The sequence below is a fragment of the Inhella sp. genome (assembly GCF_027532025.1).
GTDB lineage: Bacteria > Pseudomonadota > Gammaproteobacteria > Burkholderiales > Burkholderiaceae_C > Inhella.
Genome location: NZ_JAPZSY010000008.1, coordinates 26,403 through 51,952, shown reverse-complemented (window position 1 = coordinate 51,952; position 25,550 = coordinate 26,403). Strand labels below are relative to the sequence as shown.

The 25,550-nt window shown below is 66.7% G+C and carries 30 protein-coding genes, 1 tRNA gene and 1 pseudogene; 4 read left to right on the top strand and 28 right to left on the bottom strand.

The genetic code is table 11. The features are described 5' to 3' along the window. The 10 genes and pseudogenes from O9335_RS02380 to arsS all read right to left on the bottom strand — a co-directional run. Positions 1 to 585: pseudogene (locus O9335_RS02380) on the bottom strand (hypothetical protein); the annotation flags it as partial. Further along, positions 582 to 1,382, bottom strand: coding sequence for a phosphonate ABC transporter ATP-binding protein (locus O9335_RS02375; protein ID WP_298382982.1), 801 nt, complete (start codon positions 1,380 to 1,382; stop codon positions 582 to 584). The pseudogene O9335_RS02380 and the gene O9335_RS02375, both read right to left, overlap by 4 nt. Further along, the gene (gene phnE / locus O9335_RS02370; RefSeq protein ID WP_298382979.1) at positions 1,379 to 2,221 is read right to left on the bottom strand and encodes a phosphonate ABC transporter, permease protein PhnE; all 843 of its coding nucleotides are present in this window, start codon (positions 2,219 to 2,221) and stop codon (positions 1,379 to 1,381) included. Before phnE ends, O9335_RS02375 begins: the two co-directional genes overlap by 4 nt. Positions 2,222 to 2,223: 2 nt before the next feature. Then, the gene (locus O9335_RS02365; RefSeq protein ID WP_298382976.1) at positions 2,224 to 3,114 is read right to left on the bottom strand and encodes a phosphate/phosphite/phosphonate ABC transporter substrate-binding protein; all 891 of its coding nucleotides are present in this window, start codon (positions 3,112 to 3,114) and stop codon (positions 2,224 to 2,226) included. Next, positions 3,114 to 4,253, bottom strand: coding sequence for an FAD-dependent oxidoreductase (locus O9335_RS02360; RefSeq protein WP_298382973.1), 1,140 nt, complete (start codon positions 4,251 to 4,253; stop codon positions 3,114 to 3,116). Before O9335_RS02360 ends, O9335_RS02365 begins: the two co-directional genes overlap by 1 nt. Continuing rightward, positions 4,250 to 4,867, bottom strand: coding sequence for a TIGR04282 family arsenosugar biosynthesis glycosyltransferase (locus O9335_RS02355; RefSeq protein ID WP_298382970.1), 618 nt, complete (start codon positions 4,865 to 4,867; stop codon positions 4,250 to 4,252). The genes O9335_RS02360 and O9335_RS02355 overlap by 4 nt, the downstream gene beginning before the upstream one ends. Then, positions 4,864 to 5,541 (bottom strand): TIGR04283 family arsenosugar biosynthesis glycosyltransferase, encoded by a 678-nt coding sequence (locus O9335_RS02350; RefSeq protein WP_298382967.1) that lies wholly within the window; start codon positions 5,539 to 5,541, stop codon positions 4,864 to 4,866. The genes O9335_RS02355 and O9335_RS02350 overlap by 4 nt, the downstream gene beginning before the upstream one ends. Then, a complete protein-coding gene (locus O9335_RS02345) occupies positions 5,538 to 6,335 on the bottom strand; it encodes a DUF547 domain-containing protein (RefSeq protein ID WP_298382964.1) in 798 nt (265 codons plus the stop codon). The genes O9335_RS02350 and O9335_RS02345 overlap by 4 nt, the downstream gene beginning before the upstream one ends. After that, a complete protein-coding gene (locus tag O9335_RS02340) occupies positions 6,320 to 8,470 on the bottom strand; it encodes an FAD-dependent oxidoreductase (protein WP_298382960.1) in 2,151 nt (716 codons plus the stop codon). The genes O9335_RS02345 and O9335_RS02340 overlap by 16 nt, the downstream gene beginning before the upstream one ends. Then, positions 8,467 to 9,426 carry an arsenosugar biosynthesis radical SAM (seleno)protein ArsS gene (gene arsS, locus O9335_RS02335; protein WP_298382957.1) on the bottom strand — a complete coding sequence of 320 codons (960 nt, stop codon included), beginning with the start codon at positions 9,424 to 9,426 and terminating at the stop codon, positions 8,467 to 8,469. Before arsS ends, O9335_RS02340 begins: the two co-directional genes overlap by 4 nt. A 24-nt stretch (positions 9,427 to 9,450) precedes the next feature. Between arsS and O9335_RS02330 the strand changes: the two genes are divergently transcribed. The 3 genes from O9335_RS02330 to O9335_RS02320 are packed head-to-tail and all read left to right on the top strand — an operon-like array spanning position 9,451 to position 11,416. Beyond that, positions 9,451 to 10,110 carry a sigma-70 family RNA polymerase sigma factor gene (locus tag O9335_RS02330; protein WP_367185393.1) on the top strand — a complete coding sequence of 220 codons (660 nt, stop codon included), beginning with the start codon at positions 9,451 to 9,453 and terminating at the stop codon, positions 10,108 to 10,110. Beyond that, positions 10,107 to 10,742: an NrsF family protein gene (locus O9335_RS02325; RefSeq protein WP_298382950.1), complete on the top strand. Its 636-nt coding sequence runs from the start codon at positions 10,107 to 10,109 to the stop codon at positions 10,740 to 10,742. Before O9335_RS02330 ends, O9335_RS02325 begins: the two co-directional genes overlap by 4 nt. Further along, positions 10,739 to 11,416: a DUF3047 domain-containing protein gene (locus O9335_RS02320; RefSeq protein WP_298382946.1), complete on the top strand. Its 678-nt coding sequence runs from the start codon at positions 10,739 to 10,741 to the stop codon at positions 11,414 to 11,416. The genes O9335_RS02325 and O9335_RS02320 overlap by 4 nt, the downstream gene beginning before the upstream one ends. 561 nt (positions 11,417 to 11,977) lie before the next feature. Here the strand turns inward: O9335_RS02320 and O9335_RS02315 are convergent. From O9335_RS02315 to O9335_RS02300, 4 genes are all read right to left on the bottom strand, one after another. Beyond that, on the bottom strand, positions 11,978 to 13,276 hold the full coding sequence (locus O9335_RS02315; protein ID WP_298382943.1) for a cyclopropane-fatty-acyl-phospholipid synthase family protein: 1,299 nt from the start codon (positions 13,274 to 13,276) through the stop codon (positions 11,978 to 11,980). 8 nt (positions 13,277 to 13,284) lie between these two features. Beyond that, positions 13,285 to 13,803: a hypothetical protein gene (locus O9335_RS02310; RefSeq protein ID WP_298382940.1), complete on the bottom strand. Its 519-nt coding sequence runs from the start codon at positions 13,801 to 13,803 to the stop codon at positions 13,285 to 13,287. A gap of 249 nt (positions 13,804 to 14,052) precedes the next feature. Next, positions 14,053 to 15,669 (bottom strand): glycosyltransferase family 39 protein, encoded by a 1,617-nt coding sequence (locus O9335_RS02305; RefSeq protein ID WP_298382937.1) that lies wholly within the window; start codon positions 15,667 to 15,669, stop codon positions 14,053 to 14,055. Next, positions 15,666 to 16,622 (bottom strand): glycosyltransferase family 2 protein, encoded by a 957-nt coding sequence (locus O9335_RS02300; RefSeq protein ID WP_367185394.1) that lies wholly within the window; start codon positions 16,620 to 16,622, stop codon positions 15,666 to 15,668. Before O9335_RS02300 ends, O9335_RS02305 begins: the two co-directional genes overlap by 4 nt. 342 nt (positions 16,623 to 16,964) lie before the next feature. Between O9335_RS02300 and O9335_RS02295 the strand changes: the two genes are divergently transcribed. Next, the gene (locus O9335_RS02295) at positions 16,965 to 17,912 is read left to right on the top strand and encodes a helix-hairpin-helix domain-containing protein (RefSeq protein ID WP_298382931.1); all 948 of its coding nucleotides are present in this window, start codon (positions 16,965 to 16,967) and stop codon (positions 17,910 to 17,912) included. A 9-nt stretch (positions 17,913 to 17,921) separates the two neighbouring features. Here O9335_RS02295 and O9335_RS02290 read toward each other — a convergent pair whose 3' ends face one another. The 14 genes from O9335_RS02290 to rplR all read right to left on the bottom strand — a co-directional run bounded on the left by O9335_RS02290 (position 17,922) and on the right by rplR (position 25,549). After that, a complete protein-coding gene (locus tag O9335_RS02290; protein ID WP_298382928.1) occupies positions 17,922 to 18,428 on the bottom strand; it encodes a host attachment protein in 507 nt (168 codons plus the stop codon). A gap of 245 nt (positions 18,429 to 18,673) precedes the next feature. Further along, positions 18,674 to 18,750: transfer RNA gene (locus tag O9335_RS02285), tRNA-Met, on the bottom strand. Between the two features lie 161 nt (positions 18,751 to 18,911). Further along, positions 18,912 to 19,304, bottom strand: a complete 393-nt coding sequence (gene rplQ / locus O9335_RS02280; protein ID WP_298382926.1) for a 50S ribosomal protein L17 — start codon at positions 19,302 to 19,304, stop codon at positions 18,912 to 18,914. Between the two features lie 106 nt (positions 19,305 to 19,410). Further along, on the bottom strand, positions 19,411 to 20,400 hold the full coding sequence (rpoA, locus tag O9335_RS02275) for a DNA-directed RNA polymerase subunit alpha (RefSeq protein WP_298382923.1): 990 nt from the start codon (positions 20,398 to 20,400) through the stop codon (positions 19,411 to 19,413). Between the two features lie 137 nt (positions 20,401 to 20,537). Beyond that, a complete protein-coding gene (gene rpsD / locus O9335_RS02270; RefSeq protein ID WP_298382920.1) occupies positions 20,538 to 21,161 on the bottom strand; it encodes a 30S ribosomal protein S4 in 624 nt (207 codons plus the stop codon). Positions 21,162 to 21,390: 229 nt separating this feature from the next. Further along, complete coding sequence (gene rpsK / locus O9335_RS02265; protein ID WP_298382916.1) at positions 21,391 to 21,795, bottom strand: 30S ribosomal protein S11; 405 nt, start codon at positions 21,793 to 21,795, stop codon at positions 21,391 to 21,393. Positions 21,796 to 21,824: 29 nt separating this feature from the next. Next, positions 21,825 to 22,190 (bottom strand): 30S ribosomal protein S13, encoded by a 366-nt coding sequence (gene rpsM / locus O9335_RS02260; RefSeq protein WP_298382913.1) that lies wholly within the window; start codon positions 22,188 to 22,190, stop codon positions 21,825 to 21,827. Between the two features lie 39 nt (positions 22,191 to 22,229). Next, a complete protein-coding gene (gene rpmJ / locus O9335_RS02255; protein WP_035036301.1) occupies positions 22,230 to 22,343 on the bottom strand; it encodes a 50S ribosomal protein L36 in 114 nt (37 codons plus the stop codon). A 61-nt stretch (positions 22,344 to 22,404) separates the two neighbouring features. Further along, positions 22,405 to 22,623 carry a translation initiation factor IF-1 gene (gene infA / locus O9335_RS02250; protein WP_223907181.1) on the bottom strand — a complete coding sequence of 73 codons (219 nt, stop codon included), beginning with the start codon at positions 22,621 to 22,623 and terminating at the stop codon, positions 22,405 to 22,407. A gap of 34 nt (positions 22,624 to 22,657) precedes the next feature. Then, positions 22,658 to 23,977, bottom strand: a complete 1,320-nt coding sequence (secY, locus tag O9335_RS02245; RefSeq protein WP_298382908.1) for a preprotein translocase subunit SecY — start codon at positions 23,975 to 23,977, stop codon at positions 22,658 to 22,660. A gap of 17 nt (positions 23,978 to 23,994) precedes the next feature. Further along, positions 23,995 to 24,426 carry a 50S ribosomal protein L15 gene (gene rplO / locus O9335_RS02240; RefSeq protein ID WP_298382905.1) on the bottom strand — a complete coding sequence of 144 codons (432 nt, stop codon included), beginning with the start codon at positions 24,424 to 24,426 and terminating at the stop codon, positions 23,995 to 23,997. A 22-nt stretch (positions 24,427 to 24,448) separates the two neighbouring features. Next, entirely contained in the window at positions 24,449 to 24,631 is a 183-nt protein-coding gene (gene rpmD, locus O9335_RS02235) for a 50S ribosomal protein L30 (RefSeq protein WP_298382903.1), read from the bottom strand. 20 nt (positions 24,632 to 24,651) lie between these two features. Next, positions 24,652 to 25,170, bottom strand: coding sequence for a 30S ribosomal protein S5 (gene rpsE / locus O9335_RS02230; RefSeq protein WP_298382900.1), 519 nt, complete (start codon positions 25,168 to 25,170; stop codon positions 24,652 to 24,654). 19 nt (positions 25,171 to 25,189) lie between these two features. Beyond that, positions 25,190 to 25,549 carry a 50S ribosomal protein L18 gene (rplR, locus tag O9335_RS02225; RefSeq protein ID WP_298382897.1) on the bottom strand — a complete coding sequence of 120 codons (360 nt, stop codon included), beginning with the start codon at positions 25,547 to 25,549 and terminating at the stop codon, positions 25,190 to 25,192. Position 25,550: the final 1 nt, after the last annotated feature.

Genomic DNA, 25,550 nt, shown 5'->3' with positions numbered 1-25,550 from the left:
TTGTTTTTCCCACCCACCAAAATCCCTCTGCGCGTGCTCCCAACCCCCCGGGGGGGCGGGTGGGGGCCCCCCGCCTCCCCGCCCCCCCCCCCCCACGCCTCCGACCTCGGCACGCAGGAAGCGGGGCAAGGCGGCTAAGCGGGGGCGGACGTCTTTAGGCACAACGGCGTGCAAGCGCTCAATGATCCGATTGCTGCACTGCACCGTGTCGTCGCTCACATCGTCGGGATAGGCACAGCCGCAGCCTGCCGCACCAACACCTTGGCGCGCCAACTCTGTCTCGACATTGCCACGCGTGGCCCAATGCCGATCGACCTCGGCTTGGATGTCGGCAAACCATCCGGAGTCAGCGTCGAACCAATGGAAGTCGCCGTTGAATACCAGGGCCTTGCGCGGAGATGGATCGGCGCTGTACGCGATCAGCACAGCATCTAGCGCCTCACGGTTGCCGTACAGGCCGCCGACCACCCACAGCGCATCCAACCCCTGAAGATCCGGCAGCGTAGGCGCAGCGGCAATGTCTTCCGGCCGGTAGCGGTAGTCGATTGGACAAAGGCGACCGGCCTGGTTTTCAGGCGAACTCATGTCCCGCTCCATTCGCGATGTCCCCCTTGGGTGGTCGTTGTCGTCACCGGCCCCGGTTCATAAAGCGCAGTCAGCGCCCGCTGGAGCGAAGCGCTGTCGTCCCAGGAGCGATCGAGCACGACCGCCCCTCCTCGCAGCCCGATGACACGAGTCGCCAACCGTGGCAGTAACGCCAGTTGGTGAACCACCGAAATCATGGTGCCCTCACCGGCCGCTTCGTGCAGCCACTCACAGGCCTGCGCCGCCGCCTGGGGGTCGAGCTGGGCGGTCGCTTCGTCGGCGATCAATAACTCGGCACCTTGCATGGCGGCACGACCAATGGCAACGCGCTGCCGCTCACCGCCCGAAAGCCGGTCAACGCGGTTGTGGGCCAGCGCGGTCAGCCCCACGCGCTGCAACCAGGCGTCGGCCTCGGCCTCGATGCCGGGCGGATAGCGTCCGGTGAGGCCAGCGCGCCAGGCATCGCCTCCTGCGCAGCGCGCTAGCGCACCGATCAATATGTTGTCGCGGGCACTGAGGCGGTCGACGAGGTGCAAGCCTTGGTGCACCTGCGCGATACGACGGCGTAGACACGGCAAGCCTGCGGGGGCTAACGCCACGGGCTGCCCAAGTACTTCCAGACGACCTTGCCAGGGCGCTGGTGCCTGGCCGCCCAGAAGGCGCAGCAGCGTGCTTTTGCCAGCACCGTTCGGGCCGACCAGCGCTACGCGCTCGCCGCGGGCGATGTGCAGCTGAGGGATCGACAGCAGGCAACGCTCGCCCAGTTGCAGGCGCAGGCCTTCGACAAGGACCGTCACAGCAGGGCCTCCCTCAAGCGCCGAGACAGCGCATCGAACGACACCACCATCAAGATGACGACGATCAGCAGCGTTGCCAAGCGGCTCCACTGAAAAAGGCTGACGGCCTCGGTGATGAGAAGCCCGAGGCCACCGGCACCGATCAGGCCCAGTACGGTGGAGTCGCGGATGTTGAATTCCCAGACGTAGAGGTGGTGACCGACGAATTGCGGCGCCACCTGGGGCAGCACGGCGCGGCCGAACACCTGCAAGGGTGAGGCCCCGGTGGCACGCACCGCGTCGACGGCCGCCATATCGAGGGACTCGATGCTTTCCGCAAACAGCTTGCCGTAGCTGCCCAGGCTGTGCAGCGCAATGGCCAAGATGCCGGCCATGGGACCGAGTCCGACGATGCCCACCAGCAGCAGGCCGAAGACCAGGGTGTGCACGGCACGGGTGGCGTCCAGCACGGCACGCGCCGCGCCTTGCGCCCAGCGCGGGGCGTGCAGGTTGCGCGCCGCCAACAACGCCAGCGGCAAGGCCAACAGAGCGGCCAGCAACGAGCCGAGCGTGGCGATCTGCAGCGTCACCCAGGCGCCGCGGCCGACGGCGAGCAAAAAGTTGGCTTCCACGGCGCGACGGTCTTCAACGCGGAGCAGCGCGCCGTCTTCGCTGCGGTATTCCAGCCGTTCCGGCCCGAACCAGAGGTCCAAAAAACTCGGCCGCGCAAAGTCCCCCAAGGTGCGGGTCAGGTTGTCCCAGGGCGCGCGGCCCAGGCTCAGGTCGCCTTGGGCCGCTAGGCTGCCCAGGCAGGCGGCCAGCAACAGCGCGTAAGCCAGGCCGAAGCGATGCAGACTCATGCTCAGCGCTTGGGGCTCAGCTTGCCGGTGGCCAAGCCGGCATCGCGGATCGGCTTGTAGACCCCGTTGTCGGCCACCACGAAGCCGGTGTAGCGGGCCGGCAGCAGCTGCGGTCGGACCGCCAACAGGGGGCCGACCTCGGTGAGCGCACTTTGCAGTCGCTGCACGAATGCGCGGTCGGTGTGCAGCCCGGCGCGGACCGCCACGGCGTCGTTGGGCAAGGCAGGGGACTGCCAGATTACGCGGCTTTGATCGGCCTTGATCAGGCCCTGGTCGATCATGGCGTTGCGATTGCGGTTGTAGTCGGCGCCCGCGTCCAGTTGGCCTGCGGCCACTTGGGTTTCAATGGCCTGGTGCTTGGTGTAGAGCACGCGGCCGAAGTGCTTCTCGGGGTCGACGCCCTGCTGTAGGAAGAAGTGGAGCGGAATGAGGTAGCCCGAGGTCGAGCCCTTGTCGCCAAAGGCAAAGGTGCGCCCTTTGCCTTGGGGGCCAATCAGGTCTTGCGCACTGCGCAGGCCTGAGCCGGGGTGGGTGACGATGAGGGCGTGGTATTCCGGCTTGCCCTCGTAGAGGATGGTGGCGACCGCCTGCGCGCCCGCCTCGTGGTGGGCCAGCACGTAGCCCCACGGCCCAAGCAAAGCGATGTCGGTCTCGCCGCTGGCCAGGCTGCGCGCCAGGCCTTCCCAACTGTCCACGGTGCGCAACTGCACCGTTCGCCCCAGGCGCTGCGCCAGGTGGTCGGCCAGCGGCCGGTAGGTGGCGTCGTTCTTCTCGCGGTCGGGCTGAAACAGACCGACACCGAAGACCAGTGGCTTGGCGCCGTCGGTCTGAGCCAGACTCAGCAACGGCAGGCTCAACAAAGTGGCGGCAAGGCTGCGACGCAACAAAGACATCAAGAAACTCCAGGAGGGTTGAGAGAGGCCAGGGCCTCGGGCGCAAAGCGGCGCATGAAGCCGACATCAAGGGCGTCCTTCCAGCGACCGACCCAGCGCCCTTGCGCCGAGCCCCAGCGCGCGTGGCTTGCAATGGCCCGCCCGTCGGGCAAGGCCAGCAGTGCCAGCACGGCCGATTGCGGCCGATGCACCTGCAGCGGCTGGCCGACCCAGGTGGCGCGAAGGTTGTCCGCCAAAGTAGGCGCCATGCGAACCGCCCGCACGCCCGACTTGTCGAGCGGTGGCGAGAAGGCGGCGCTGTCACCCGCGGCAAAGACGCTGGGGTGCGAGCGGCTTTGCAGCGAGGGGTTCACGGCCAAGTAGCCGTCGCTGCTGAGCGCCAGGCCGGAGCGCGCCAGCCAGGCCGGTGGCTGGGCGCCGGCGGCCCACAGCAGGCAACTGCCGGCGGGGCTGTCGCCCGGTTGCCAGCGTCGCCCCAGCGCGAGCTGGACGCCGGCCTGCCGTAGCGCCAACTCGGCGCGACGCGCCACGCCTGTGGGGTGGCCGACCAGGAGGCGATCGGAGGCGCTGAACAAGCGCGCTTGCATCGGACGATCCGGCCGCAGCAAGTGCAGGCGATGCAACACCGCCAACAGCACCTCCACCCCGGCGGCGCCACCGCCGACCGCGTCCAGCGCCAAAGGACCGTCTTCATGCTGCCAGGTTTGCAGGAATGCGGGCCAGTCGTGAATGAGCCGGCTCAGCGGTCGCAGGGTCAGGCAAGGGCCGGCATGTTCGGGCGGCCGCAACGTCGAGCCGGTGTTCACGGACAACAGGTCGTAATCCAGGCTCTCGCCGTTGCTCAGTCGTAGGCGCTGGTGCTGGGCGTCCAAGGCCTCGGCCTCGCCGAGCATCAGGCGCGCCCCAGCTGCCTGACACAGGGCGGCCAGGTCAATCTGCAAGGCTGCCAGTGCTTGCCGACCGGCCATCCAGGCGGGCACCAGACCGGAGTACAGGCTGTGGCGGCTGGGGTTGACGAGCACCAACTCCAAATCCGACGTGGGCAGTGGCCGCTGCGCCCAGTCCAGCAGGGTCAACGCATGGCTATGGCCACCACCCAGCAAGAGCAGGCGGCGGCGCCGTTGCGGCGACGCGCTCATGCCAGCCACCCGGCAGGGAGGTGAGCCAAGTCGGCGGCTTCGTCAATGTCGCTCACCGCATCCAGTTCAACCCAGCGCAGACCCAGCCGTTGCAGCCGCTGGCGCGTTTCGGCCATCACGGTGGCGGTACTCCAGGTCATGCCACTGAACAGCAGTTCCGGCACCGTGCCTGCGCGCGCGCTCAGGCCCAGCAGGGCATAGCCGCCATCGAGCGCTGGCACGACGACGGCGTCGTTCGCCTCAAGGACCAGTGCCGCCTCCCGCAGCCGATGCCGGTCGAGCGCCGGCGCGTCGGTGCCAATGATCAGCGAGGCGGGCTGTGAGGCCAAGCCATCGCGCAAGGCCAGGAGCATCCGCGCGCCCAAATCGCCCTCGCACTGCGACCCCAGCGCGGCAACGCCGGCATGGCGGGCCAGGGCGGGGTGCTGGGCGTCAGGGCTGCCCAGCAGACGCAAGTGCGCAAAGCCGGTCGCAGCGGCTTCCGCCATGGTGTGGTCGAGCAAGCGTGCGGCCAAGCGTGCGGCTCCATCGGCGCCCAGGGCGGGGATCAGCCGCGTCTTGGCCATGCCGGCCACGGGCGCCTTGGCCAGCACGGTCAGGCAGGCGGCGATCATCGATAGGCCTCCCAGATGGACTGGGCCGACTCACCGCGCCAATAGCGCCAGCGCAGGGCCCACATCAGTACGATGGTGTGCCAAGTCCCGCGCTCGTCCCAGCGCCGTCCCGACGTGACGACAGGCGGGCGCAGGAAGGCCGGGCGCAGGCCATGTGCCAGCAGGCGCTGGCTCAGTTCGATGTCTTCCATCAGCGGCTGGTCGGGGAATCCCCCGACCCGATCGAAGATGTCGCGGCGCACAAAGATCGCCTGGTCGCCCGTGGCGATGCCGGTCCAGCGAGATCGCTGATTCATGCCGAAGGCCACCACCGGCAGCCAGCGCGAACGCCCGTCGATGAGCACGTCGAAGCGCCCCCAGGAGGCACCGCCGCGCAGTGCCTTGCTGACCATCGCGTCCGCACCCTGGGGCAGATCGGTGTCGGCGTGCAGGAAAAGCAATTGCTCGCCGCTCGCCGCGGCCGCGCCTGCGTTCATCTGCCGCGCCCGCCCTCGCGGGGCATGCACCAGCAGGTCGACCCAGGGCGCTGCAAGCGCAGGGCTGCCGTCCTGCGAGCCGCCGTCGGCCAGTACCAGTTGCACGCCCCGGGCACGCAGGGATTGCAGGGCAGCGAGGCAGGCGGGCAGGCGTGCTGCCTCGTTGAGCACGGGGATGACGATGGACAAGGTGCTCATCGGGGGTCGTTCAGGGCCCAGTCGTAGTCCAGGAAGCGGATGGGCAACGCCTCGGCCGCGATTGCCTGCTGCTCCGCGGGCTTGTCGCTCAGCAACGCTGCGCGCCCGCCGAGCCAGGTCGACAGACGTGGGCCGAAGTCGTCGGCATACCAATCGAAGATCTTCGAGACCCACAGCACACCGTTCTCCACACGATTGCGCGTGCGGTCGCGGAGGAAACGATCGGTTTGCTGGTCCAGTTGGGCGTCCAGGCGGTCGGCCAGGTACGCCTCCTCACGCAGCATCGGACAGCCGATGCTGGCGCAATTGACGGCGAAATGGATACGGGGGTCGCGGAACACAGGGCGCAGTCGCTCGTGCTCGATCTCGTCCAAGCTCAGCGTCTGGCCGAGCAGCGGCACCCATTTGCGCTTCCAGGGTGATCGAAGCAGGCTGCCGACATCCTTGATCGAACTCAGCGCCGGGTAGCGGCTCAGGATCAGTTCGACGGTGAAGGCGTTGTATGCATTGATCAAGTGGGCCATCTGCGCCGTGCGAGGCCAAGCTTGGTAAGTGGCCAAAGGCACCGCACTCAACCCAGCCAGATAGCTCTGCAAAACCTTGCGTTGAGAGGCCATACCCCGGTAGTCGAGCTGGCTGGCCTGACCGCCGCGCAGCAGGCGAACGTGCTGGCGCAGCAGCGTGCTCCAGGCCTCATGCGACTGCGCGTATGACTGCGCGTGCGACTGCGCATGTTTGGTGAGCGGCAGCACGGCCAGCAGCAAGGCGCGCCGCTGCATCAGCCGCGTTCCCATGCGTGGTAGCGCTGCACCCAGGCCAGCAGCTTCTCGGGGGCGTGGGCGCGTTTCCAGGTGCCGGCGGCGTACTTGTTGGCTTCCACCCAGGTGGGGTAGGCGTGGATGGTGCCCAGAATCTTGTTCAGGCCCAGACCATGCTTCATCGCCAGCACGAACTCGGCCAGCAACTCGCCCGCGTGATGCCCCACGATGGTGACGCCCAAGATCTTGTCGCTGCCAGGCGCGGTGAGCACTTTGACGAAGCCGTGGGCCGCGTCCTCGGTGATCGCACGGTCCAGGTCGTCCAGCCCGTAGCGGGTGACTTCCACCTCGATGCTGCGCTCGCGCGCCTCGGTCTCAGATAGGCCCACGCGCGCCACTTCGGGGTCGGTGAAGCTGACCCAGGGCACCACGCGGTAGTCCACCGAAAACCGTTTGAATCGACCGAACAGGGCGTTGACCGCGGCGTACCAAGCCATGTGCGCAGCGGTGTGCGTGAATTGGTAGGGGCCGGCCACATCTCCCACCGCGTAGAGGTTGGGGAACTTCAGCGACTGCAAGCGTTCGTTGACGGCGATGGTCTTGCGCGCACTGAGTGGCACGCCCAACTCTTCCAGCCCGAAGCCGCTGACGCGCGCTTCGCGGCCCACGGCCACCAGCAGGGCGTCGAAGGCAATGGCCTGTTCGATCTCGCCCTGCTTCACCCACAGGCGGCGCTCCCCGTCGCTGAGTTCTGCGCGCAAGGCTTGGTGGCCAGTGAGCACGCGTACGCCGTCGCGTTCCAGTGCCTGTTGCACCAGCGATGAGACCTCGGGGTCTTCGCGGCCCATCAGGCGTGGGGCCATTTCCACCTGGGTGACTGCGATCCCGAGGCGCGCGAAGGCTTGTGCCAACTCGCAACCGATGGGGCCACCGCCCAAAACCAACAAGCGACGCGGTGCTTCGCGCAAGCCCCAAATGGTGTCCGAGGTGAAGCAGCCAACAGCTTCCAGACCGGGCAGAGGCGGCACGAAAGGCCGCGCGCCGGTGGCGATGACGATGTCGCGGGTTGTCAAGCGCTGGGTGCTTCCGTCGGCTCGAGCGATCTCCACCGTCCATGGGTCGAGCAGGCGCGCCCGGCCCTGCACCACGTCCACGCCCAAGTCGGTGTAACGCTCAACCGAGTCGTGCGGCTCGATGTCGCTCACCACGCGTTGCACCCTCTCCATGACAGCGGCGAAGTCCACCTCCGCCTGCACAGCCTTCAGGCCGAAACCCTCGGCCTCGCGCAAGGCTTGCGCAGCCTTTGCCGAGCGGATCAGCGCTTTGCTGGGCACGCAACCAAAGTTGAGGCAGTCGCCTCCCATGAGGTGGGCCTCGACCAGCGTCACCTTTGCCTTCACCGCCGCGGCGATGTAGCTGGTCACCAAGCCGCCGGCGCCCGCGCCGATGACGATCAGGTTGCGGTCAAAGCGCTTGGGGCGCTGATAGCCGGCGTACGCCTTGCGGCGCTGCAGCCAGCCCATCAAGCCCTTTGCGATCAAAGGAAACAGGCCCAGCAGCACGAAAGAGGCCAAGAGCGGCGCTGAAAGCACATCGCTAAGTGCGCCCACGGCCGCCAACTGCGTGCCGGCGTTCACGAACACCGCTGTTCCCGGCAGCATGCCCAACTGCGACACGCCGTAAAACGGCGCGGCGCGCAGTGGGGTCAGCGCCATCAGCAAGTTCACTAGCCAGAAGGGAAACAGTGGCACCAAGCGCAGGCTCAGCAGGTAAAGCGGTCCGTCGCGCGCCACGCCCTCGTTCAGCGGCGCCAGCCGCGTGCCGAAACGGTGTTGGATGGTGTCGCGCAGCAAGTAGCGGGCCACAAGGAAGGCCAAGAGTGCGCCCAGCGACGAAGCGAACGACACCAGTAGCAGTCCTTGCCAAAAACCAAACAGCGCGCCAGCCGCCAAGGTAAGCACGGCGGCCCCCGGCAGCGACACAGCCGTGACCGCCACATACAGCCCGAAGAACACCAGGGCCGCTTGCCAGGGCTGCGCCGCCACCTGGACTTGCAAGGCCACCTGCTGGGCCTTCAGGTTGTCGAGGCTCAACCACTCGGTCAGACCCAAATGCCGCGACAGCAGAAGGGCCGCCAGCAACGCGGCCACCAGAATGACCGCGCGCTTCATGCGGCCAAAGCCCCGCCGCAACTGGAGCCCTGGCCGGCGGTGCAGCCGTAGCAGTGGTCGGCCACACGGATGGGAGCCCCAGCGGTGTCGTTGCCCAGCAAGTCGCGCAGGTGGCGCAGCGCGGGGGCTCCGGCGGGCAACTGCAGCATTTGGTTGAAGTCGCAGTCGTACAACTGGCCCTGGTAGTCCACGCTGACCAGGCTGCGGCACATCACGGTGTCGAGGTTGGCAGCCTGGAAGCTGTCCTTGAGCAGTTGCATGTAGGGCTTGAACTGCCCCTTGCTAATCAAACTGCTACCAAAGCGCTGGATTGGCATGTTGGTCAGCGCGAACAACTGATTGAACTGAATGCCGAAGTGCTGCATCAACTCGCGTTTGTAGTCGGCCTCCAGGGGGCCTTGCGGCGGCGGCAGCACAGCACCTTGAGGGTTGTAGACCAGGTTCAGCACCAAGCCGGAGCCCGGCACGCCGTAGCCCAAGCGATTGAGGGCTTGCAGTCCGGCGATGGAGCGGTCGAACACCCCTTCGCCGCGCTGACGGTCCACGCGTTCCAAGCTGTAGCAAGGCAGTGAGGCGGTCACTTCCACTTGCTGCGCGGCCAAAAACTCGGCCAAGTCCTCCTGACCCGGTTCAGACAAGATGGTGAGGTTGCAGCGGTCGATGACGCGGACACCCAATTGCCGTGCCGCCACCACTAGGCGCCGGAACTCGACGTTGAGCTCTGGCGCGCCGCCCGTGAGATCCAACAAGGCGACGCGACGCTCGCGCAGCACCTCAATCACCAAGTCGATGGTCTCGGCGTCCATCATCTCGGTGCGCTGCGGGCTGGCCGCCACGTGACAGTGCACGCAGCTTTGGTTGCACTTGTAGCCCAGGTTGACCTGCAGGGTGTCCAGCGGGCGGCGGCGCACCGCGGGGAAGTCGGTGGCCTGCAGAAGGGGCAAGGTGGGGTGCATCGAAGGGTCCATCCAAAGCGGTCGATGCATGCCAATACGGTGGCGCCCCATCCGCGGTTACAGGCAAGGCCACAATCATTTTGTGTAACCAACCCGGCGCTGCCGACGTATTGCATGACATCTGCCCAGCCCGCCGACTTTGAGGCCGCATTGCGCCCCTGGTGGGATCGCGGGCAGTCCGGCGACGAGGCGGCATACCGGCACGCCCTGTCGCTGATAGCTCGGCGATTGCGTGCTTACATCAGGCGGCGCATGCCGGATCAGCCGGACGAGGTCGAGGACATGGTGCAAGAAGTTCTGCTGTCGCTGCACCTGCACCGGGGCAGCTACGACGGCTCGGTGCCGGTGAGCGCTTGGATCTTGGCAGTGGCCCGGCACCGTCTCATCGACGACTGGCGACGCCGAGGTCGGCAGCCCCGGATGCTGGGTATCGACGATGCCGCCGACGAGGGGGATGCGTTGACCGATGACGGCGGGCAGGCCTCGCAAGAAGCGCGCCGCGACTTGCACCAGCTGCTGGAGACCCTGCCCGAGGCCCAGCGCCGCGCCATCGAGCTGACGCATTTGGCCGGGCTGAGTGGGGCCGAGGCCGCTGCAGCGACGGGCGCCAGCGAGTCCGCCATCAAAGTGCAGGTGCACCGCGGCCTCAAACGGCTGGCGGCGCAGGTGAGGGGCAAACCATGAAGACCGACGCCTTGATCGACTTGCTGGCTCAGGGGGTTGGGCCAGCGCAGCCCTTGCCCGTGGGCAGACGCCTGTTGCCCTCATTGGGTTGGGGATGGCTGCTGGCCACGGTGTTGGCGCTGACCTTGATCGGTCCGTTGCCAACGGCAGCGTTCGCCAGCCCAACGCCTTGGATCAAGCTGCTGCCGGTGGCGGCTTTGGCGACTTTGGGCTGGCATTGGCTGCTTCGAACGGCCCGCCCAGCCAGCCCAACGGCGCCCTCGCGGCGCAGGCTGGAGGTCGCGTGGCTGTTGCTTGCTGTGCTGGGCCTGGGCAGCCTGTGGCTGCTGCCCGAGGGCTCGCGCATGCCGGCTTTACTGGGCGCAACGTGGTGGCAGTGCCCGCTCACACTCAGCGCCCTGGCATTGCCGGCCTTGTTACTGGCGATGCGTTCTGGGCAAGGCTTGCCGGTGGGCAGTGCGCGCCAGGCTGGGGCTGCGCTGGGCCTCTTGGCCGGCTGCGCAGCTGCCGCCGCCTACGCCCTGGCCTGCCCAGAAGCCAGCCCGTCCTTTGTGGCGGTCTGGTACTCCTGCGGCATCTTGATCTGCATGGCGGCAGGGGCTGCCCTCGGGACGAGAAAGCTGCGCTGGTGAGCGCCACCATCGCAGCGTTGGCCGGGGCCGTGGTGTTGTCCGCAACCTGGGATGCAACGGAGGGCTGGCAGGAACTGCGACTGGGGTCTGGCCTGCGCCCCAATCGATTTGAGGTCAACGCCGAGACGGCGGTGCTGAGCATCAGTTCGCAGTCCAGCATGTCGCTGTGGGCGCGTCCCATCGAAGTGGATTTGGCGGCTCGGCCCGTGCTGTGCTGGCGCTGGCGCATCAGCGGGCCCTTGAAGAGCGCCGACATGCGCAAGAAAACCGGTGACGACTACGCGGCACGCTTGTACGTCGCCTTTCGCCTGCCACCGGAGAGCCTGGACTGGTCGACCCGGGCCCAACTCGCCATCGCGCGCCGTCTGCATGGCAACGCCGTGCCCGACGCTGCACTGAACTACGTGTGGGACAACCGCTATCCGGCAGGTCATCACGCCCCCAACGCCTACACCTCGCAGACCCGCATGGTGGTTCAGCGCACTGGTGCATCTATGGCTGGGCAATGGGTGCAAGAGCGTCGGAACTTGGCAGATGACGTAAAGACTTGGTTGCCTACCGGCGCCAAGCCGGTGCTCTTGGCAGTGGCGGCGGACACCGACAACACGGGGGAGTCGGTGGTCACTGAGTTCTCAGCGCTGAAGCTGGTCGGTATTCAGGAGAGTTGCCAATAGGCAGCGTTGATGGGTGAATCGAGCCGCGACTGACTTTCGATCTGCTGTCGGTTCGGGAAACTGGTTCGCCGGGACGGTCAGATCTCCGCAGGGTGCATCGTGATTCAAGGTCAGGCCCAGGCGGCAATAAGGCGGATCTTCGTCAACGGCGGGGCTTGACGCACGGCTGGCTCCCAACGTGCGCTTCACAGTGCCTCGAAGTGGGGGCCCTTGAGGACCCTAACTTGGCGGGAGGAATCGTCGGTGTGAGGCAGCAACTAGCTCAGACCAAATGTCCTCTTTGTGGCGGTGAGCGGCCGCCCACCGCGTTCATCTGATTGGCAGCAGTCGCTGCACAGTAGCCACTGGCTAGGTGGCCACGGGGGTGCAGGCTGGGACAGCTGAGCGCTGGCTGTTCAAGACATTGACATCGTGCCAGTGCGACCATCTGGCAAGTCGTTCAAGACATTGACCGCAAGGTCAAGACTTTGTTGTCAGCTCCCTCGCCCGCACCCGGCCTGCGCCGGGGCCTCGCGATCGCGACGGGGCCGAGCCGAACGCGACGGGTTCGGCTCGGGGGGCTCAGGGCGTGTAGAGGAACTCGCGCCCCATCGGGTAATCGTTCTTGCCCAGACTGCCTTGGCTGAAAACGATCTGGAACAGGTGCGTGCGCCCGAAGCGGAAGCTCTCCGCGCTGCCGAGCAGGTAGCTCATCCACAGGCGCCGGAAGCGCTCGTCGTAGCGCGTGGGGTCGATCGCCCGGATCTCCGGCCAATGCCGGTCGAAGCGCTCGGCCCACACGTCCAGCGTGAGCGCGTAGTGGCGGCGCAGGTTCTCCACGTCCACCACCTCCAGGCCGTGGCGCTCCAGGGCCGACAAGACCTCGGAGATGTCGGGCAACCACCCGCCCGGGAAGATGTGCTTGCGGATGAACAGGTCCGTTTCCTGCGTGCCGATGTGGCCCACGAAGTGCAGCAGGCCCAGCCCGCCGGGCCTGAGGTAAGCGGCGTGCGCGCGGATCGCCTCGTCCAACAGGCCGCGGCCGGCGTGCTCCAGCACGCCGATCGACACCACCTTGTCGTACAGGCCGTCGACCTCGCGGAAGTCGGCCTCGCGCACCTGCAGGTGGGACGACAGGCCACGGCGCACGATTTCCTCGCGCAACCAATGCACCTGCTCGGTGGTGGTGTTCACACCGACGCCGGTCGCGCCCGTGGTTTGGTGGGCGCGCAGCAAGAAGCCGCCAAAACCGCAGCCCAGGTCGACGAAGCGATCGCCTCGCTGCAGCCGCAGCTTGCGGCACACGTGGTCGATCTTCTGGCTCTGCGCCTGCTCCAGGGTCTGGGTGCCGTCGGGCCAGTAGCCGCAGGTGTAGACCAAGCCCTCCTCGTCCAGCCAATGCCGGTAGAAGTCCGGCGGGTGCGGGTAGTGCGCGCGCGCATTGGCCTTGGCCCGGCCGTGGGAGGCCGCCGAGTGGCGCCACTCGTGCAGGCGGTTCATCAGGCGGTTCCAGCGGTTGGGTTGCAGGTCCAAGCCCGCCGCCATGGCGGTGGAAAAGGCGGTGGGCAAGTCGCCTTCGAGCTCGATCTGCTGATCGGCGTAGGACTCCAGCAAGCCGACATGCCCGCGGAACAAAACGGCCCGCAAGGCCGCGGGGCTGCGGAACACCAAGCGGAACCGAGGCTCGCCGCGACCGGCCAGCAGGAGTTCGCCATCGGGGAACTCGACGGCGAAGGCCTGACCGGCGCGCTCGGCCAGCCCATGAAACCAGGCCTGGGGACGCAAGAGCCAGGGCTGGCGCGGCGCAGCATCGGCCTGGGGCCGCTGAGGCAGCCTGCCCGGGCGAGACGACAAGGTGGGGGAGGAGGTGAGGGGCCGCATGTTCGACCTCACGATGCGCTGAACACGGCATCCACGACACGGCCGCCCGTGGCCTGGCACTCGCCCTGCCCACCGCCGCGCATGCCCTGCGCCGGCTCGTTCAAGTGAAAGCGGCAGCGCATGCGCTCCTCGCCCGGCCCGCGCAAATTGGCGACGACGCGCCCCGAGTAGCGGGTGACGAAGGCCGGCTCGGCGTAGGGGCCCCAGTAGCGCCAATCGTTCCAGCCGCGCCGCCAACCGACCCACATCGGGTCCAAGACCTCGAGGCGCAGCGTGGCACTGATCTGCAAGAAAGGCCCCTCGAACACCGCGCCGCCGGACATCTCGGCGCGCATGGTGCCGGTGTTGCCGCCGTCGCGGCTGGTCCATTGAAAACGCACGGGGGAGGGGTTGTCGCGGGTGCTACCGCTGCCCTCCCCCATCGACGTGCAGGCGGCCAAGGCCGCCACCATCGAGGCCGTGGCCAGACCGGTGATCGCCACGCGCACCGCTGGCTGCCGGTGCCGCTGGGTTCTTGAATCGCGCATCGCAGACTCCTTGGGTTTGGGGGCCACCGAGGATGCCGACGCGCCCCCGCGGGCGATTGCGCGCCCTCAACGCGCGGCGATCCAGCGGCTCAGTGGGCCCAGCTCGGGCCCAGCCGCAGGCGCAGCGCGCTCACCCTTGCGACCAGGAGCGAGACGCTCCGCAGGCCACACGCGGCTGGGCATCCGGCCGACGCCGCGCCTCTGCGCACGAACGGTCGTGCGTCAACATCGTCCCGGCGGTTGTGGGGTTCACCGACCGGACGATTCTTCGGTGGAGGCGGCTGGGCAGCGCAGCACGGCCGCCGGCGAGCCCGGGTCGGTGACGACGCGCCACAGCGTCGTGCCCCGCAGCCGGGCCACCTCGTTGTCGTGCCGAAGAAATGGGTGGCGGTCGGCGGCATTCGCCGGGCCGATCACCCAGTTGACCGGCGCTTGGCACAGCGCGGCGGGCCATGCACCGGGCTCGATCAACCAAGATGGCTGCGGCGCGCCGGCCAAGCGCTGGGCGTCCAACAGCTCCTTGCGCCAGGTGTCGCGGCGCTGCGCCTCGGGGCTGGACCACGCCTCGACCACGTGCACGGGCGACTGCAAACGCGCGTACAGGGGCAGGTCGAAGTAGTAGCCCTGCACCATGTAGACCGGCTCCGCCCCACGCTGGACTTGGGCCAGGGCCTCGCCCAACTCGCGGGTCGAGCGTCGCGGCTCGATGGCCAGCGCCACCACCACCCCCAAGCCCACCGCGGCGGCCAGGGCCACGCTCAACCCCCACCACCGACGCGGCCACACCGCCGGCGCCGAGCCCCAGCGGGCCGCCACCGCATCGGCCACCAGGTAGGCCAGGGGCGGGGCGCTGGGCAGCACGTAGCCCACGAGCTTGGATTCGGGCAGGGAGAAGAACAGCACGACGACCCCGGCCCACACCGCCATCAACTGACGCACAGCGCCTCGCTCCGCGTCGCGGTAGAACGCGCCCGCAAGGGCCGGCCGCAACCAGGGCAAAAAGGGCAGCCACAGCAGCGCCAGCACCACCGGAAAGAACCAAAACGGCTGCACGTTGTTGAAGCCGCTGCCGGCAAAGCGCTGCACGTGCTGGACGATGAAGAAGTAGTCCAGAAAGCCGCTGTAGCGCCACTGCATGAGCACGAACCAGGGCACCGCCAGCACCGCGAACAGCAGGGCGCCCCGCCACGACAGCAGGGCACGCAAGGTGCTCCAGCGCCGGCGCCAGGCCAGCCACGCCACGATGACCAACACCGGCAACACGACGCCGATCAAACCCTTGGCCAGCACGCCCAAGGCGGCCAGGGCATAGGCCCCATCGCGCACGGCTGGGCTGGGTTGGCCCTGCTCGAAGCGCAGGGCTGCGTGCGCCCACCCCAACACCGTGGCGCTGATGCAACCCGCCACCAGCATGTCCAGGTTCGCAAACTGGGCCGCCAGGTAGACCATCGGCTGCATCACCAGCACCAGGGCGCTGCGCTTGGCAATGCCGCCTGAGCTCCACCGGCGCGCAAACACGTAAAGGGCCAGCACCGCAAGCCACGCCCCCAACAGCGGCGCAGCCCGCGCCGCCCACGCGTGGGGGCCCAGCGCGGCCATGGCACCGGCCGTGATCCAGGCCATGAGCGGCGGTTTGTGGAAGTAGGGCATGCCGTTCAGGGTGGGCGTCAGCCACTCGCCGGAGCGCAGCATTTCCCACGCCACGCCGACGTAGCGGCCCTCGTCGGGCAGCATCAAGGGCCTCGCCCAGGCCAACGCCGCCAACCAAACGGCCGCCAGCGCCGCCACCATCAACGTGTCCTCCAACCAGCCCTGGCGCTGGGCGGCTGGGTCGGCCGCCACGGGGCGGTGCGTTGCGTCGTTCATGGGAGCATGTCCTTCAAGCCTCGGCCGGCCTCGTTCGCCACGATGAACAAGGGCCTCGCCTTCACCTCCTCGAAGACGCGCCCCACGTACTCGCCCACCACGCCCAGCGAAATCAACTGGATGCCCGCCAACAGCAGCAGGCTCACGACGATGGTGGTCCAACCACTGACCGGATGTCCTGCCACCAGGTAGGCCACGGTCAGGAAAGCGCCATAGCCGAAGGACAGCAACGCCAGCGCGAAACCCACCACGCTGACCGCGCGCAACGGCCACGTGGTGAACGCTGTCAGCTCATCCAGCGACAGCCGGATGAGCCGCAACGCATCGAAGTGGCTTTTGCCGTGCGAACGCTTCCCGGGTTGGTAGGGCAACGCCACCGACTTGAACCCGACCCAGGCGTACAGCCCCTTCATGAACCGGTTGCGCTCCGGCAGTGCCAGCAGGGCCCGAACCACCTGGCGATCCATCAAGCGAAAGTCCCCAGCACCGGCCGGCAACTCGAACCGATCGGCCGCGTTCACCAAGCGGTAGAACCAACGCGCACCGAGGCGCTTGAGCCAGCCCTCGTCGTGGCGGTCATCGCGCACCGCGTACACCACGTCGGCGCCAGCACGCCAGTGGTTCACGAAGGCAGCGATGAGCGCGGGCGAATGCTGCAAGTCGGCGTCCATCATGACCACGACCTCGCCATCTGCCCCGGCCAAGCCGGCCGTCAAGGAAGCCTGCTTGCCGAAATGGCGCGACAACTGCAGCGCCCGAAAGCCCGGAGTCTGCACCCAACGCGCCAGCTCCAAGGGCGTGGCATCGGTGCTGCCGTCATCCACCAGCACCACCTCCCAAGCCCGCGCGCAGCGGTCCAGCGTTTCGCGCAGGCGTGGCAGCAGCTCCGCGAGGTTCTCGGCTTCGTTGTGACACGGGATCACGCAAGACAGCGAGGGCAGCCCCCGGCGCACCGGCACGCGGCGCCGCAAGTCACTGACGGTCGCACGGCCCGCGGGCGCAGCTCGCGTCGCGCCCGCCTCGGGTCCGGAGGGCCGCAGCGCCCGCCACGGGCCCAGCCCGAGACGCTCATCGTCATGGTTTGAAACCACCATCGCTACTTCCCATGGCCATGGGGCGACCCAGCGTCGGCGTCCGCATCCGAACGCTCCACCGCACGCTCCCATTCAACGACAGCCACTCCAGGCCCGATTGAGCCCCCTCAATGCCCAGCAAGCGACTCGCCAGCCGATGTCCGCAGCGGCGGCTTGCGCGTGCTCAATGCCGCGTCCGGAGCAGCCGCCCACGATCGCTGGATGCAAAAAGACCGCCCCGCCGGCGCCGCGCGGCCCCCGGCCCCCCCAGCGCCGGTGGCCGACAACCGCACCCTCGCCCAATCCCTGCGCGAAATGGCCGCCCTGCTGCAAGCCCAGGGGGACAACCCCTTCCGGGTGGGCGCGTGCCGACGCGCCGCCAACACCGTCGCCCGCTGGGCCCAGCCCGTGCACGACGTCTTCGCCCACGGTGGGTTGGCGGCCCTGGACGCCCTGCCCGGCATTGGGCCGCACATCGCCGCTGCCCTGGCCGAACAACTGAGCACCGGACACTGGACGCAACTGGAACGCTTGCGCGGCAGCAGCGCACCCGAGTGGGCCCTGTGCGCCCTGCCCGGCGTGGGGCCTACCCTGGCCCATCGCCTGCACGACGAGTTGGGCGTGGACACCCTCGAGGGCCTCAGCGTCGTGGCCCGCGAAGGGCGACTCGACCTGATCCCCGGCATCGGCCCACGCCGCGCAGCCGCCCTGGAGGCCGCCTTGGCCGAGCGTCTTCAACGCCAACGCCGCACCGGCGGCCGCTGGCGCCCCGCTCCCCCCGGCACCGAACCCCCGGTGGAACTGCTGCTGGCCGTGGACCAGGAGTACCGCCATCAAGCGCAAGCCGGCCGCCTGCCGCAGATCACCGCGCGACGCCGCCCGCCCGGTGGGGCCACCGAACTGCCCGTGCTGCACACCCAACGACCGGGTTGGCACCTCACGGCGCTGTACGGCCCCTCGGCCCGCGCCGACGCGCCCCACCCCGTGCGCGACGCCGTGCTGCTGTACGCCGAAGACGACCAACACCACGAGCGGCCCTACACCGTGGTCACCGCGTGGCGCGGCGCCCTGCTAGGTCGGCGTGTGGTGCGCGGCCGCGAGGACGAATGCAGCCGCTGGTACGCGCTGCAGGCCACCCTGCCCCCACCCACGGTCCTCGCGCGACCCTGAGCCCGCCCGTCAGGACGCCGACCCGCCACCCAAAGGCTGCAGGTGCAGATGCAGCAACTGGCTCACGCGGTGCTCCAACTCGGCGCCCTGCAACCCCGTCACGTCCACCGGCCAAGCCCCTTTCAACACCGCCCGGGACGCCGGCCCCAGCGCAGCCCTCAAGTCCCCCAGAAAGGGGTTCGAGACCAACAGCACCAAACCCGCCATCCGGTGCCCAACCGCCTCCCGCTCCAGCAGCGCCGCCAAGGCTCGCGCAAACCGGGTTCGTTCGCGCTCACGCGGATGCGTGTGCGGCTCGAAAGCGGTGGACATCACGCCCTTGCGCACCCGCCCCGGCCGACCTCGCCCCAACGCGCCCCCCTGGGCTCGTCCCTCCTCATGAACCTTGCTGAACCGCTCGCGCATCGCCCCTTGCGCCGCATCGCGCTCGTACACGCGCGCCCACGCGGCGTTGGCCACCACCAGCCAATCCAGCGCTGGAACCGTGGCCGCCTCCACCTGTCGTTCCAAGCCCATGGCGCCCTCCTGCCTCCATCGGGTCGCCCCACCGGCCACCCCGGCTCCATCGTGGCGCCCAAGCGGCCCAGTCCGGTTGAGGCATCTCAACGCCGGCCTGCAGAGCAGTCCGTCACAGTGACCACGGGGTAGGGACAGGCGCGCTTTCCTGTGACGACACAGGACTCGTCACAGAGCGCCGGAAAAGCACAAAGCCCACCGGGTGGTGGGCTTTGCTAAGTGCTGGTCAGGCACTGGAGAAATACTGGTTGCGGGGGCAGGATTTGAACCTGCGACCTTTGGGTTATGAGCCCAACGAGCTACCGGGCTGCTCCACCCCGCGTCAGGGAAGCCTTAGACTATAGCACAGCTTTTGGGCACTCGCGCAGCACGCTGTGTTCAAGTTCGAATTCAGCTTGGCGTGCTGCGCTCGCCTGGAGTGTCCAGCAACAAAAAAGGGCCGGTGAACCGGCCCTTTTCACAACACGGCAGCTGCCGGCCCGATCACTCGGCGGCAGCCTCAGCGGCTTCGGCCGTGGCGGGGCGATCCACCAACTCAACGAAGGCCATCGGGGCGTTGTCGCCCACGCGGAAGCCCATTTTCAGGATGCGGGTGTAGCCGCCCGGACGGGTGGCGAAACGCGGGCCCAATTCGTTGAACAGCTTGGTGACCACGTCGCGATCGCGCAAGCGGTTGAACGCCAGACGGCGGTTGGCCACGGTGGCTTCCTTGGCCAGCGTGATCAGGGGCTCCACCACGCGGCGCAGTTCCTTGGCCTTGGGCACGGTGGTCTTGATGGCCTCGTGCTTGAGCAAGGACACGGCCATGTTGCGAAGCATGGCGGCGCGGTGTTCGCTGGTGCGATTGAGTTTGCGGAGACCGTTACGGTGACGCATGGTGCTGTTCCTTTCCTATGTTTTGCCGCCAGCCGGATCAGGTACTGGCGGTTGCACCGATGGGGAGCTTGTCTTCAGGGGCTCCCCCTGCCCTGGTGAAAACAGATCAGCGCTTGTCCAAGCCAACGGGTGGCCAGTTTTCGAGGCGCGAACCCAAAGTGAGGCCGCGCGAAGCGAGCACTTCCTTGATTTCGTTGAGCGACTTGCGGCCCAGGTTCGGGGTCTTGAGCAGCTCGGTCTCGGTGCGCTGAATCAGGTCGCCGATGTAATAGATGTTTTCGGCCTTCAGACAGTTGGCCGAACGCACCGTCAGCTCCAGCTCGTCGACAGGGCGCAGCAGGATCGGGTCGAACGATGCGGCACGCTGAGCGGGCGCGTCGAAGGCGTCAACGAGGTCGGTGCCTTGCAGCTGGGCGAAGGCGGCCAACTGCTCCACCAGGATCTTGGCCGAGGCACGGATCGCTTCTTCGGGCGAGATGGCGCCGTTGGTTTCGATCTCCATCACCAACTTGTCCAAGTCGGTGCGCTGCTCAACGCGGGCGTTTTCGACGGCGTAGCTGACGCGACGAACGGGCGAGAACGAGGCGTCCAGCACGATGCGACCGATGGCCTTGGTCGGCTCGTCGCCGAAGCGGCGCAGGTTCCCTGGCACGTAGCCACGGCCCTTCTCGACCTTGATTTGCATGTCAATCTTGCCGCCTTGGGCCAGATGGCAGATGACGTGATCGGGGTTGATGATTTCGACGTCGTGCGGCGTCTGGATGTCAGCGGCAGTGACCGGGCCTTCGCCTTCCTTGCGCAGGATCAGCGTGACTTCTTCGCGATTGTGGAGGCGGAAGGTAACGCCCTTGAGGTTCAGCATGATGCCGACCACATCCTCCTGCACGCCGTCCACGGTGGAGTACTCGTGGAGCACCCCAGCGATCGTGACTTCGGTCGGCGCATAACCCACCATCGAAGACAGCAGCACACGACGCAGGGCATTGCCCAGCGTGTGGCCGTAGCCGCGTTCGAACGGCTCCAACGTGACCTTGGCACGGTGACCACCGAGCGGCTCGACGTTGATCGACTTGGGTTTGAGCAGATTCGTTTGCATGGGCTCTTTCTTTCAATCCCCCGGGTGCACCACCGAGGGCTGAGGAAGCAACCGGAGCCGCCCCCTGGCAACCCCGGCACTGGAGGCAAGGCTTCGCCACCGGCGCACGTCTGCGCCAGCGAAGCCAAGCCAATCGGTCAGCGCGAGTACAACTCGACGATCAACGATTCGTTGATCTCGGCACCGAACTCGTCGCGGTCCGGCGTCTTCTTGAAGACACCTTCCATCTTGCTCACATCCACCTGCACCCAGGCCGGGAAGCCGAGGGATTCAGCCAGCTTCAGCGCATCGACGATGCGCAGTTGCTTCTTGGCGCCTTCGCGCACCGACACCACGTCACCGGCCTTGACCATGAAAGAGGCGATGTTGACGGTTTGCCCATTGACCTGGATGCCCTTGTGCGACACCAACTGACGCGCTTCTGCGCGGGTCGAGCCAAAGCCCATGCGGTACACGACGTTGTCGAGGCGCGATTCCAGGAGCGTCAGCAGGTTGACACCAGTTGAGCCCTTGCGGCGTTCGGCCTCAGCGAAGTAGCGGCGGAACTGGCGCTCGAGCACGCCGTACATGCGCTTGACCTTTTGCTTTTCGCGCAACTGGATGCCGAAGTCGCTGGTGCGCTGACCCGAGGTGCGGCCGTGCTGGCCAGGCTTGGTGTCGAACTTGGCCTTGTCGCTGATGGCGCGGCGAGCGCTCTTCAGGAACAGGTCGGTGCCTTCACGGCGGGAAAGTTTGGCCTTGGGGCCGAGATAACGTGCCACGTTGTTGATCCTGGTTCAATCTGACGCCCCGCTTGCGAAGGGCGCGAGTCTGGCGGATTTGCTTTTGTGCGCTCAGACGGTGGGCTTGGGTTTGGCGCTCTCCGACAGCCCCGCAGGGCCTTCGGCAGCACGCCAACGAAAAGCGCCGGCGGCTCCCATCAGGAGCCCGCCGGCCATCGGAAAACTTGCGATTATCACGCAAGTTCTCCAGATTGGTTGAAACCCTGACTCAGATGCGACGGCGCTTCTGGGGACGGCAGCCGTTGTGCGGCACCGGCGTCACGTCAGAGATGGAGGTGATGCGAATGCCCAGGGCGGCCAAGGCACGAACCGACGACTCGCGACCGGGGCCCGGGCCCTTGATCTTGACGTCCAGGTTCTTGATGCCTTGCTCTTGGGCAGCACGACCTGCAACTTCAGCAGCCACCTGGGCAGCGAAGGGCGTCGACTTGCGCGAACCCTTGAAGCCTTGACCACCCGACGAAGCCCAGCTCAGGGCACCGCCTTGGCGGTCGGTGATGGTGATGATCGTGTTGTTGAACGACGCGTGCACATGCGCGACGCCATCGGCCACGTTCTTGCGGACCTTCTTGCGAACGCGTTGGGCGGCGGAGTTGTTCGGGGACTTGGCCATCTTGATCTTTCTTCAGTTCCTGCCGCGGATTACTTCTTGCCGGTCGCGGCGGCGCGACGCGGGCCCTTGCGGGTGCGGGCGTTCGTGCGGGTGCGCTGGCCGCGCATCGGCAGACCACGGCGATGACGGAAGCCGCGGTAGCAGCCCAGGTCCATCAAGCGCTTGATGTTGATGGACATTTCGCGGCGCAGGTCGCCCTCGATGGTCATCTTGCCGATCTCGTCACGGATCTTTTCCAGTTCGGCATCGGACAGGTCCTTGACCTTCTTGTCGAACGGGACGCCACACGCCGTGCAGATCTTTTGCGCGGTGGTGCGGCCGATGCCGTAGATCGACGTCAGACCGATCTCGGTGTGCTTTTGCGGCGGGATGTTGATACCAGCGATACGTGCCATGGTCTTCCTCTAATGCTCTGCTGTGTCCAGGCGGCCTGATCAGCCCTGGCGCTGCTTGTGGCGCGGGTCGGTGCAGATCACACGCACCACACCCTTGCGGCGGATGATCTTGCAATTGCGGCACATCTTCTTGACCGATGCCGAAACTTTCATGTTCTGCTCCTGGACCTAAATACTTTGGCGTCTTCCGACGGTTTCCGGGGACTGCTTTCGCTCACTTCGCCCGGAACACGATGCGAGCACGACTCAAGTCGTACGGGGTCAACTCAACGGTGACCTTGTCCCCCGGCAGGATGCGGATGTAGTGCATGCGCATCTTGCCGGAGATGTGACCAAGGACGATGTGACCGTTTTCAAGCTTCACGCGAAACGTCGCGTTCGGCAGGTTTTCAACGATCTCACCCTGCATCTGAATGACGTCGTCCTTGGCCATGGCGTCTTCAAATCATTGCGGAAAACTTCTTCTCTCAACTGGCCTTGAAGCTCGCCTTCTTCAGCAGCGACTCGTACTGCTGACTCATGACATAGCTCTGCACCTGCGCCCAGAAGTCCATCGTCACCACCACGATGATCAGCAGCGACGTGCCGCCAAAGTAGAACGGGACGTTGTACTTCAAGGTCAGGAATTCGGGCAACAAGCACACCAAGGTGATGTAAACCGCCCCGACGAGGGTCAAGCGACCCAAAATCTTGTCCAGGTACTTGGCAGTCTGTTCGCCCGGACGGATGCCTGGAATGAACGCACCACCCTTTTTCAGGTTGTCGGCGGTCTCACGGCTGTTGTACTGCATGGCCGTGTAGAAGAAGCAGAAGAACACGATGGCCGCGGCGTACAGCATCACGTAGATCGGCTGCCCAGGATGCAAAGCGTCGCCCACGTTCTTCAACCAACGCAGCGGGCCTTCCTGCGCCCCAGCACCGAACCAGCTGGCCAGCGTGGCGGGCAACAAAATGATCGACGAGGCAAAGATCGGCGGGATGACGCCGGCCATGTTCAGCTTGAAGGGCAGGTGCGACGACTGCCCACCGTACACCTTGTTGCCGACCTGCCGCTTGGCGTAGTTGACCAAGATCTTGCGTTGACCGCGCTCCACGAACACCACGCCCCACGTCACCAGGCCCACCAGAGCGATGATGAACAAGGCCACGATGATGGACATGGCGCCCGAACTGACCAAGCTGCCCAAGCCGCCGATGGCACCAGGCAACCCGGCGGCGATGCCGGCAAAAATCAAGATCGAGATGCCGTTGCCCAAGCCGCGCTCGGTGATCTGCTCACCCAGCCACATCAAGAACATCGTGCCAGCAACCAAGCTGGTGACTGCGGTCAAGCGGAAGCCCCAGCCGGGCGCAATCACCAAGCCAGGCGAGCTTTCCAGCGCCACCGCGATGCTCAACGATTGGAACAATGCCAAGCCCAAAGTGCCATAGCGCGTGTACTGCGTGATCTGGCGCCGGCCCGCCTCGCCCTCTTTCTTCAAGGCTTCGAGGCTGGGGACGACGTACGTCATCAGCTGCATGACGATCGACGCCGAGATGTACGGCATGATCCCCAACGCGAACACGGTGAAGCGCGACAACGCCCCGCCCGAGAACATGTTGAACAGGCTCAGGATGCCGCCTTGCTGGCTGCTGAACAACTGCTTGAGCTGATCGGGGTCGATCCCCGGCACCGGGATGTGTGCGCCCACCCGGTAGACCACCAGGGCCAGCAGGAGGAACCAGAGCCGACGCTTGAGGTCGCCGAAGCGACCGCCACGTGCCAGCTGTTGCGCGCTAGAAGCCACAGGCCGCCTTCAACCGATCAAGCGACTTGGCCACCGGCCGCCTCGATGGCCGCCTTGGCACCCGCGGTCGCGCCGATGCCCTTGAGCACCACCTTGCGCGACAACTCGCCCGACTTGATCACCTTGACGTTCTTGATCATTTCGCCCACCAGACCGGCGGCCTTGAGGGTCAGAACGTCCACTTCCTCGGCGCCCAGGCGCTGCAGGTCGGTCAGGTTGACTTCCGCGTTGTACTTCAGCGAAGCCGACTTGAAGCCACGCTTCGGGAGGCGGCGCTGCAGCGGCATTTGACCGCCTTCGAAGCCGACCTTGTGGAAGCCACCCGCGCGGGACTTTTGACCTTTGTGGCCGCGACCGGCCGTCTTGCCCAGGCCCGAGCCAATGCCGCGACCGACGCGACGCTTGACCTTCTTGGAGCCTTCCGAGGGCTTGATGCTGTTGAGTTGCATGTTCTTGTCCTTGCGCCAGCCGTTACAGCACTTGCACCAGGTACTGGACCTTGGTGATCATGCCGCGCACGGCGGGGGTGTCTTCCAGGGTGCGCGTGCTGTTCAGCTTGCGCAGGCCCAGACCACGCACGGTGGCGCGGTGAGACTCGCGGGTGCCAGCCACGCTGCGAACCAGCTTGACGGTCACGGTTTTCTTTTCAGACATGTGGCTCTCCTCGCCGCCGATCAGCTGAACAGCTCTTCGACGGACTTGCCGCGCTTGGCAGCGATCTCGGACGGCGTGCTGGCGCGCTTGAGGGCGTCCAGCGTGGCGCGAACCATGTTGTAGGGGTTGGTCGAACCGTGGCTCTTGCTCACGATGTCGGTCACGCCCATCACTTCGAAGACTGCGCGCATCGGGCCGCCGGCAATCACGCCGGTACCGGTGGGAGCCGGGGCCAGCATGACGCGAGCCGCGCCGTGTTCGCCGATCACGTTGTGGTGCACGGTGCCGTTCTTCAGGCTGACCTTGACCATGTTGCGACGGGCCGATTCCATGGCCTTTTGCACGGCGACCGGCACTTCACGCGCCTTTCCCTTGCCCATGCCAATGCGGCCATCGCCATCGCCGACCACCGTCAGCGCCGCGAAACCGAGGATGCGACCGCCCTTCACCACTTTGGTGACACGGTTCACCGCGATCATCTTTTCGCGCAGACCGTCGTCACGACCTTCGTCTTGCACGCGGGGTTGAAACTTTGCCATTTGCTCTGCTTCCGAATGCTTAGAACTTCAGACCGGCTTCGCGGGCTGCTTCGGCCAAGGCCTTGATGCGGCCGTGGAAGGCGTAGCCAGCGCGATCGAAGGCCACAGCCTCGACGCCCGCCGCCTTGGCCTTCTCGGCGATGCGCTTGCCCACCAATTGGGCGGCGGCGACGTTGCCACCGTTGCCCTTGAGGGCGTCGCGCAATTCCTTTTCGGCCGTGGAGGCGGTGGCCAGCACCTTGCTGCTGTCTTCGCTGACGACGCTGGCGTAGATGTGCAGGTTGGAGCGGAAGACCGTCAGACGGGCCTTGCGCTGCAGCGCGATGCGAACGCGGGTTTGACGCGCGCGACGCAGTCGCTGTTGTTTCTTGTTCAACATG

Coding starts and splice junctions, on each gene's coding strand:
- phnE (WP_298382979.1), bottom strand. CDS start 2,221: ATGAGTCTGCATCGCTTCGGCCTGGCTTACGCGCTGTTGCTGGCCGCC.
- O9335_RS02365 (WP_298382976.1), bottom strand. CDS start 3,114: ATGTCTTTGTTGCGTCGCAGCCTTGCCGCCACTTTGTTGAGCCTGCCG.
- O9335_RS02360 (WP_298382973.1), bottom strand. CDS start 4,253: ATGAGCGCGTCGCCGCAACGGCGCCGCCGCCTGCTCTTGCTGGGTGGT.
- O9335_RS02355 (WP_298382970.1), bottom strand. CDS start 4,867: ATGATCGCCGCCTGCCTGACCGTGCTGGCCAAGGCGCCCGTGGCCGGC.
- O9335_RS02350 (WP_298382967.1), bottom strand. CDS start 5,541: ATGAGCACCTTGTCCATCGTCATCCCCGTGCTCAACGAGGCAGCACGC.
- O9335_RS02345 (WP_298382964.1), bottom strand. CDS start 6,335: ATGGGAACGCGGCTGATGCAGCGGCGCGCCTTGCTGCTGGCCGTGCTG.
- O9335_RS02340 (WP_298382960.1), bottom strand. CDS start 8,470: ATGAAGCGCGCGGTCATTCTGGTGGCCGCGTTGCTGGCGGCCCTTCTG.
- arsS (WP_298382957.1), bottom strand. CDS start 9,426: ATGCACCCCACCTTGCCCCTTCTGCAGGCCACCGACTTCCCCGCGGTG.
- O9335_RS02330 (WP_367185393.1), top strand. CDS start 9,451: ATGCATGCCAATACGGTGGCGCCCCATCCGCGGTTACAGGCAAGGCCA.
- O9335_RS02325 (WP_298382950.1), top strand. CDS start 10,107: ATGAAGACCGACGCCTTGATCGACTTGCTGGCTCAGGGGGTTGGGCCA.
- O9335_RS02315 (WP_298382943.1), bottom strand. CDS start 13,276: ATGCGGCCCCTCACCTCCTCCCCCACCTTGTCGTCTCGCCCGGGCAGG.
- O9335_RS02310 (WP_298382940.1), bottom strand. CDS start 13,803: ATGCGCGATTCAAGAACCCAGCGGCACCGGCAGCCAGCGGTGCGCGTG.
- O9335_RS02305 (WP_298382937.1), bottom strand. CDS start 15,669: ATGAACGACGCAACGCACCGCCCCGTGGCGGCCGACCCAGCCGCCCAG.
- O9335_RS02295 (WP_298382931.1), top strand. CDS start 16,965: ATGCAAAAAGACCGCCCCGCCGGCGCCGCGCGGCCCCCGGCCCCCCCA.
- O9335_RS02290 (WP_298382928.1), bottom strand. CDS start 18,428: ATGGGCTTGGAACGACAGGTGGAGGCGGCCACGGTTCCAGCGCTGGAT.
- rplQ (WP_298382926.1), bottom strand. CDS start 19,304: ATGCGTCACCGTAACGGTCTCCGCAAACTCAATCGCACCAGCGAACAC.
- rpoA (WP_298382923.1), bottom strand. CDS start 20,400: ATGCAAACGAATCTGCTCAAACCCAAGTCGATCAACGTCGAGCCGCTC.
- rpsK (WP_298382916.1), bottom strand. CDS start 21,795: ATGGCCAAGTCCCCGAACAACTCCGCCGCCCAACGCGTTCGCAAGAAG.
- rpsM (WP_298382913.1), bottom strand. CDS start 22,190: ATGGCACGTATCGCTGGTATCAACATCCCGCCGCAAAAGCACACCGAG.
- rpmJ (WP_035036301.1), bottom strand. CDS start 22,343: ATGAAAGTTTCGGCATCGGTCAAGAAGATGTGCCGCAATTGCAAGATC.
- infA (WP_223907181.1), bottom strand. CDS start 22,623: ATGGCCAAGGACGACGTCATTCAGATGCAGGGTGAGATCGTTGAAAAC.
- rplO (WP_298382905.1), bottom strand. CDS start 24,426: ATGCAACTCAACAGCATCAAGCCCTCGGAAGGCTCCAAGAAGGTCAAG.
- rpmD (WP_298382903.1), bottom strand. CDS start 24,631: ATGTCTGAAAAGAAAACCGTGACCGTCAAGCTGGTTCGCAGCGTGGCT.
- rpsE (WP_298382900.1), bottom strand. CDS start 25,170: ATGGCAAAGTTTCAACCCCGCGTGCAAGACGAAGGTCGTGACGACGGT.
- rplR (WP_298382897.1), bottom strand. CDS start 25,549: ATGTTGAACAAGAAACAACAGCGACTGCGTCGCGCGCGTCAAACCCGC.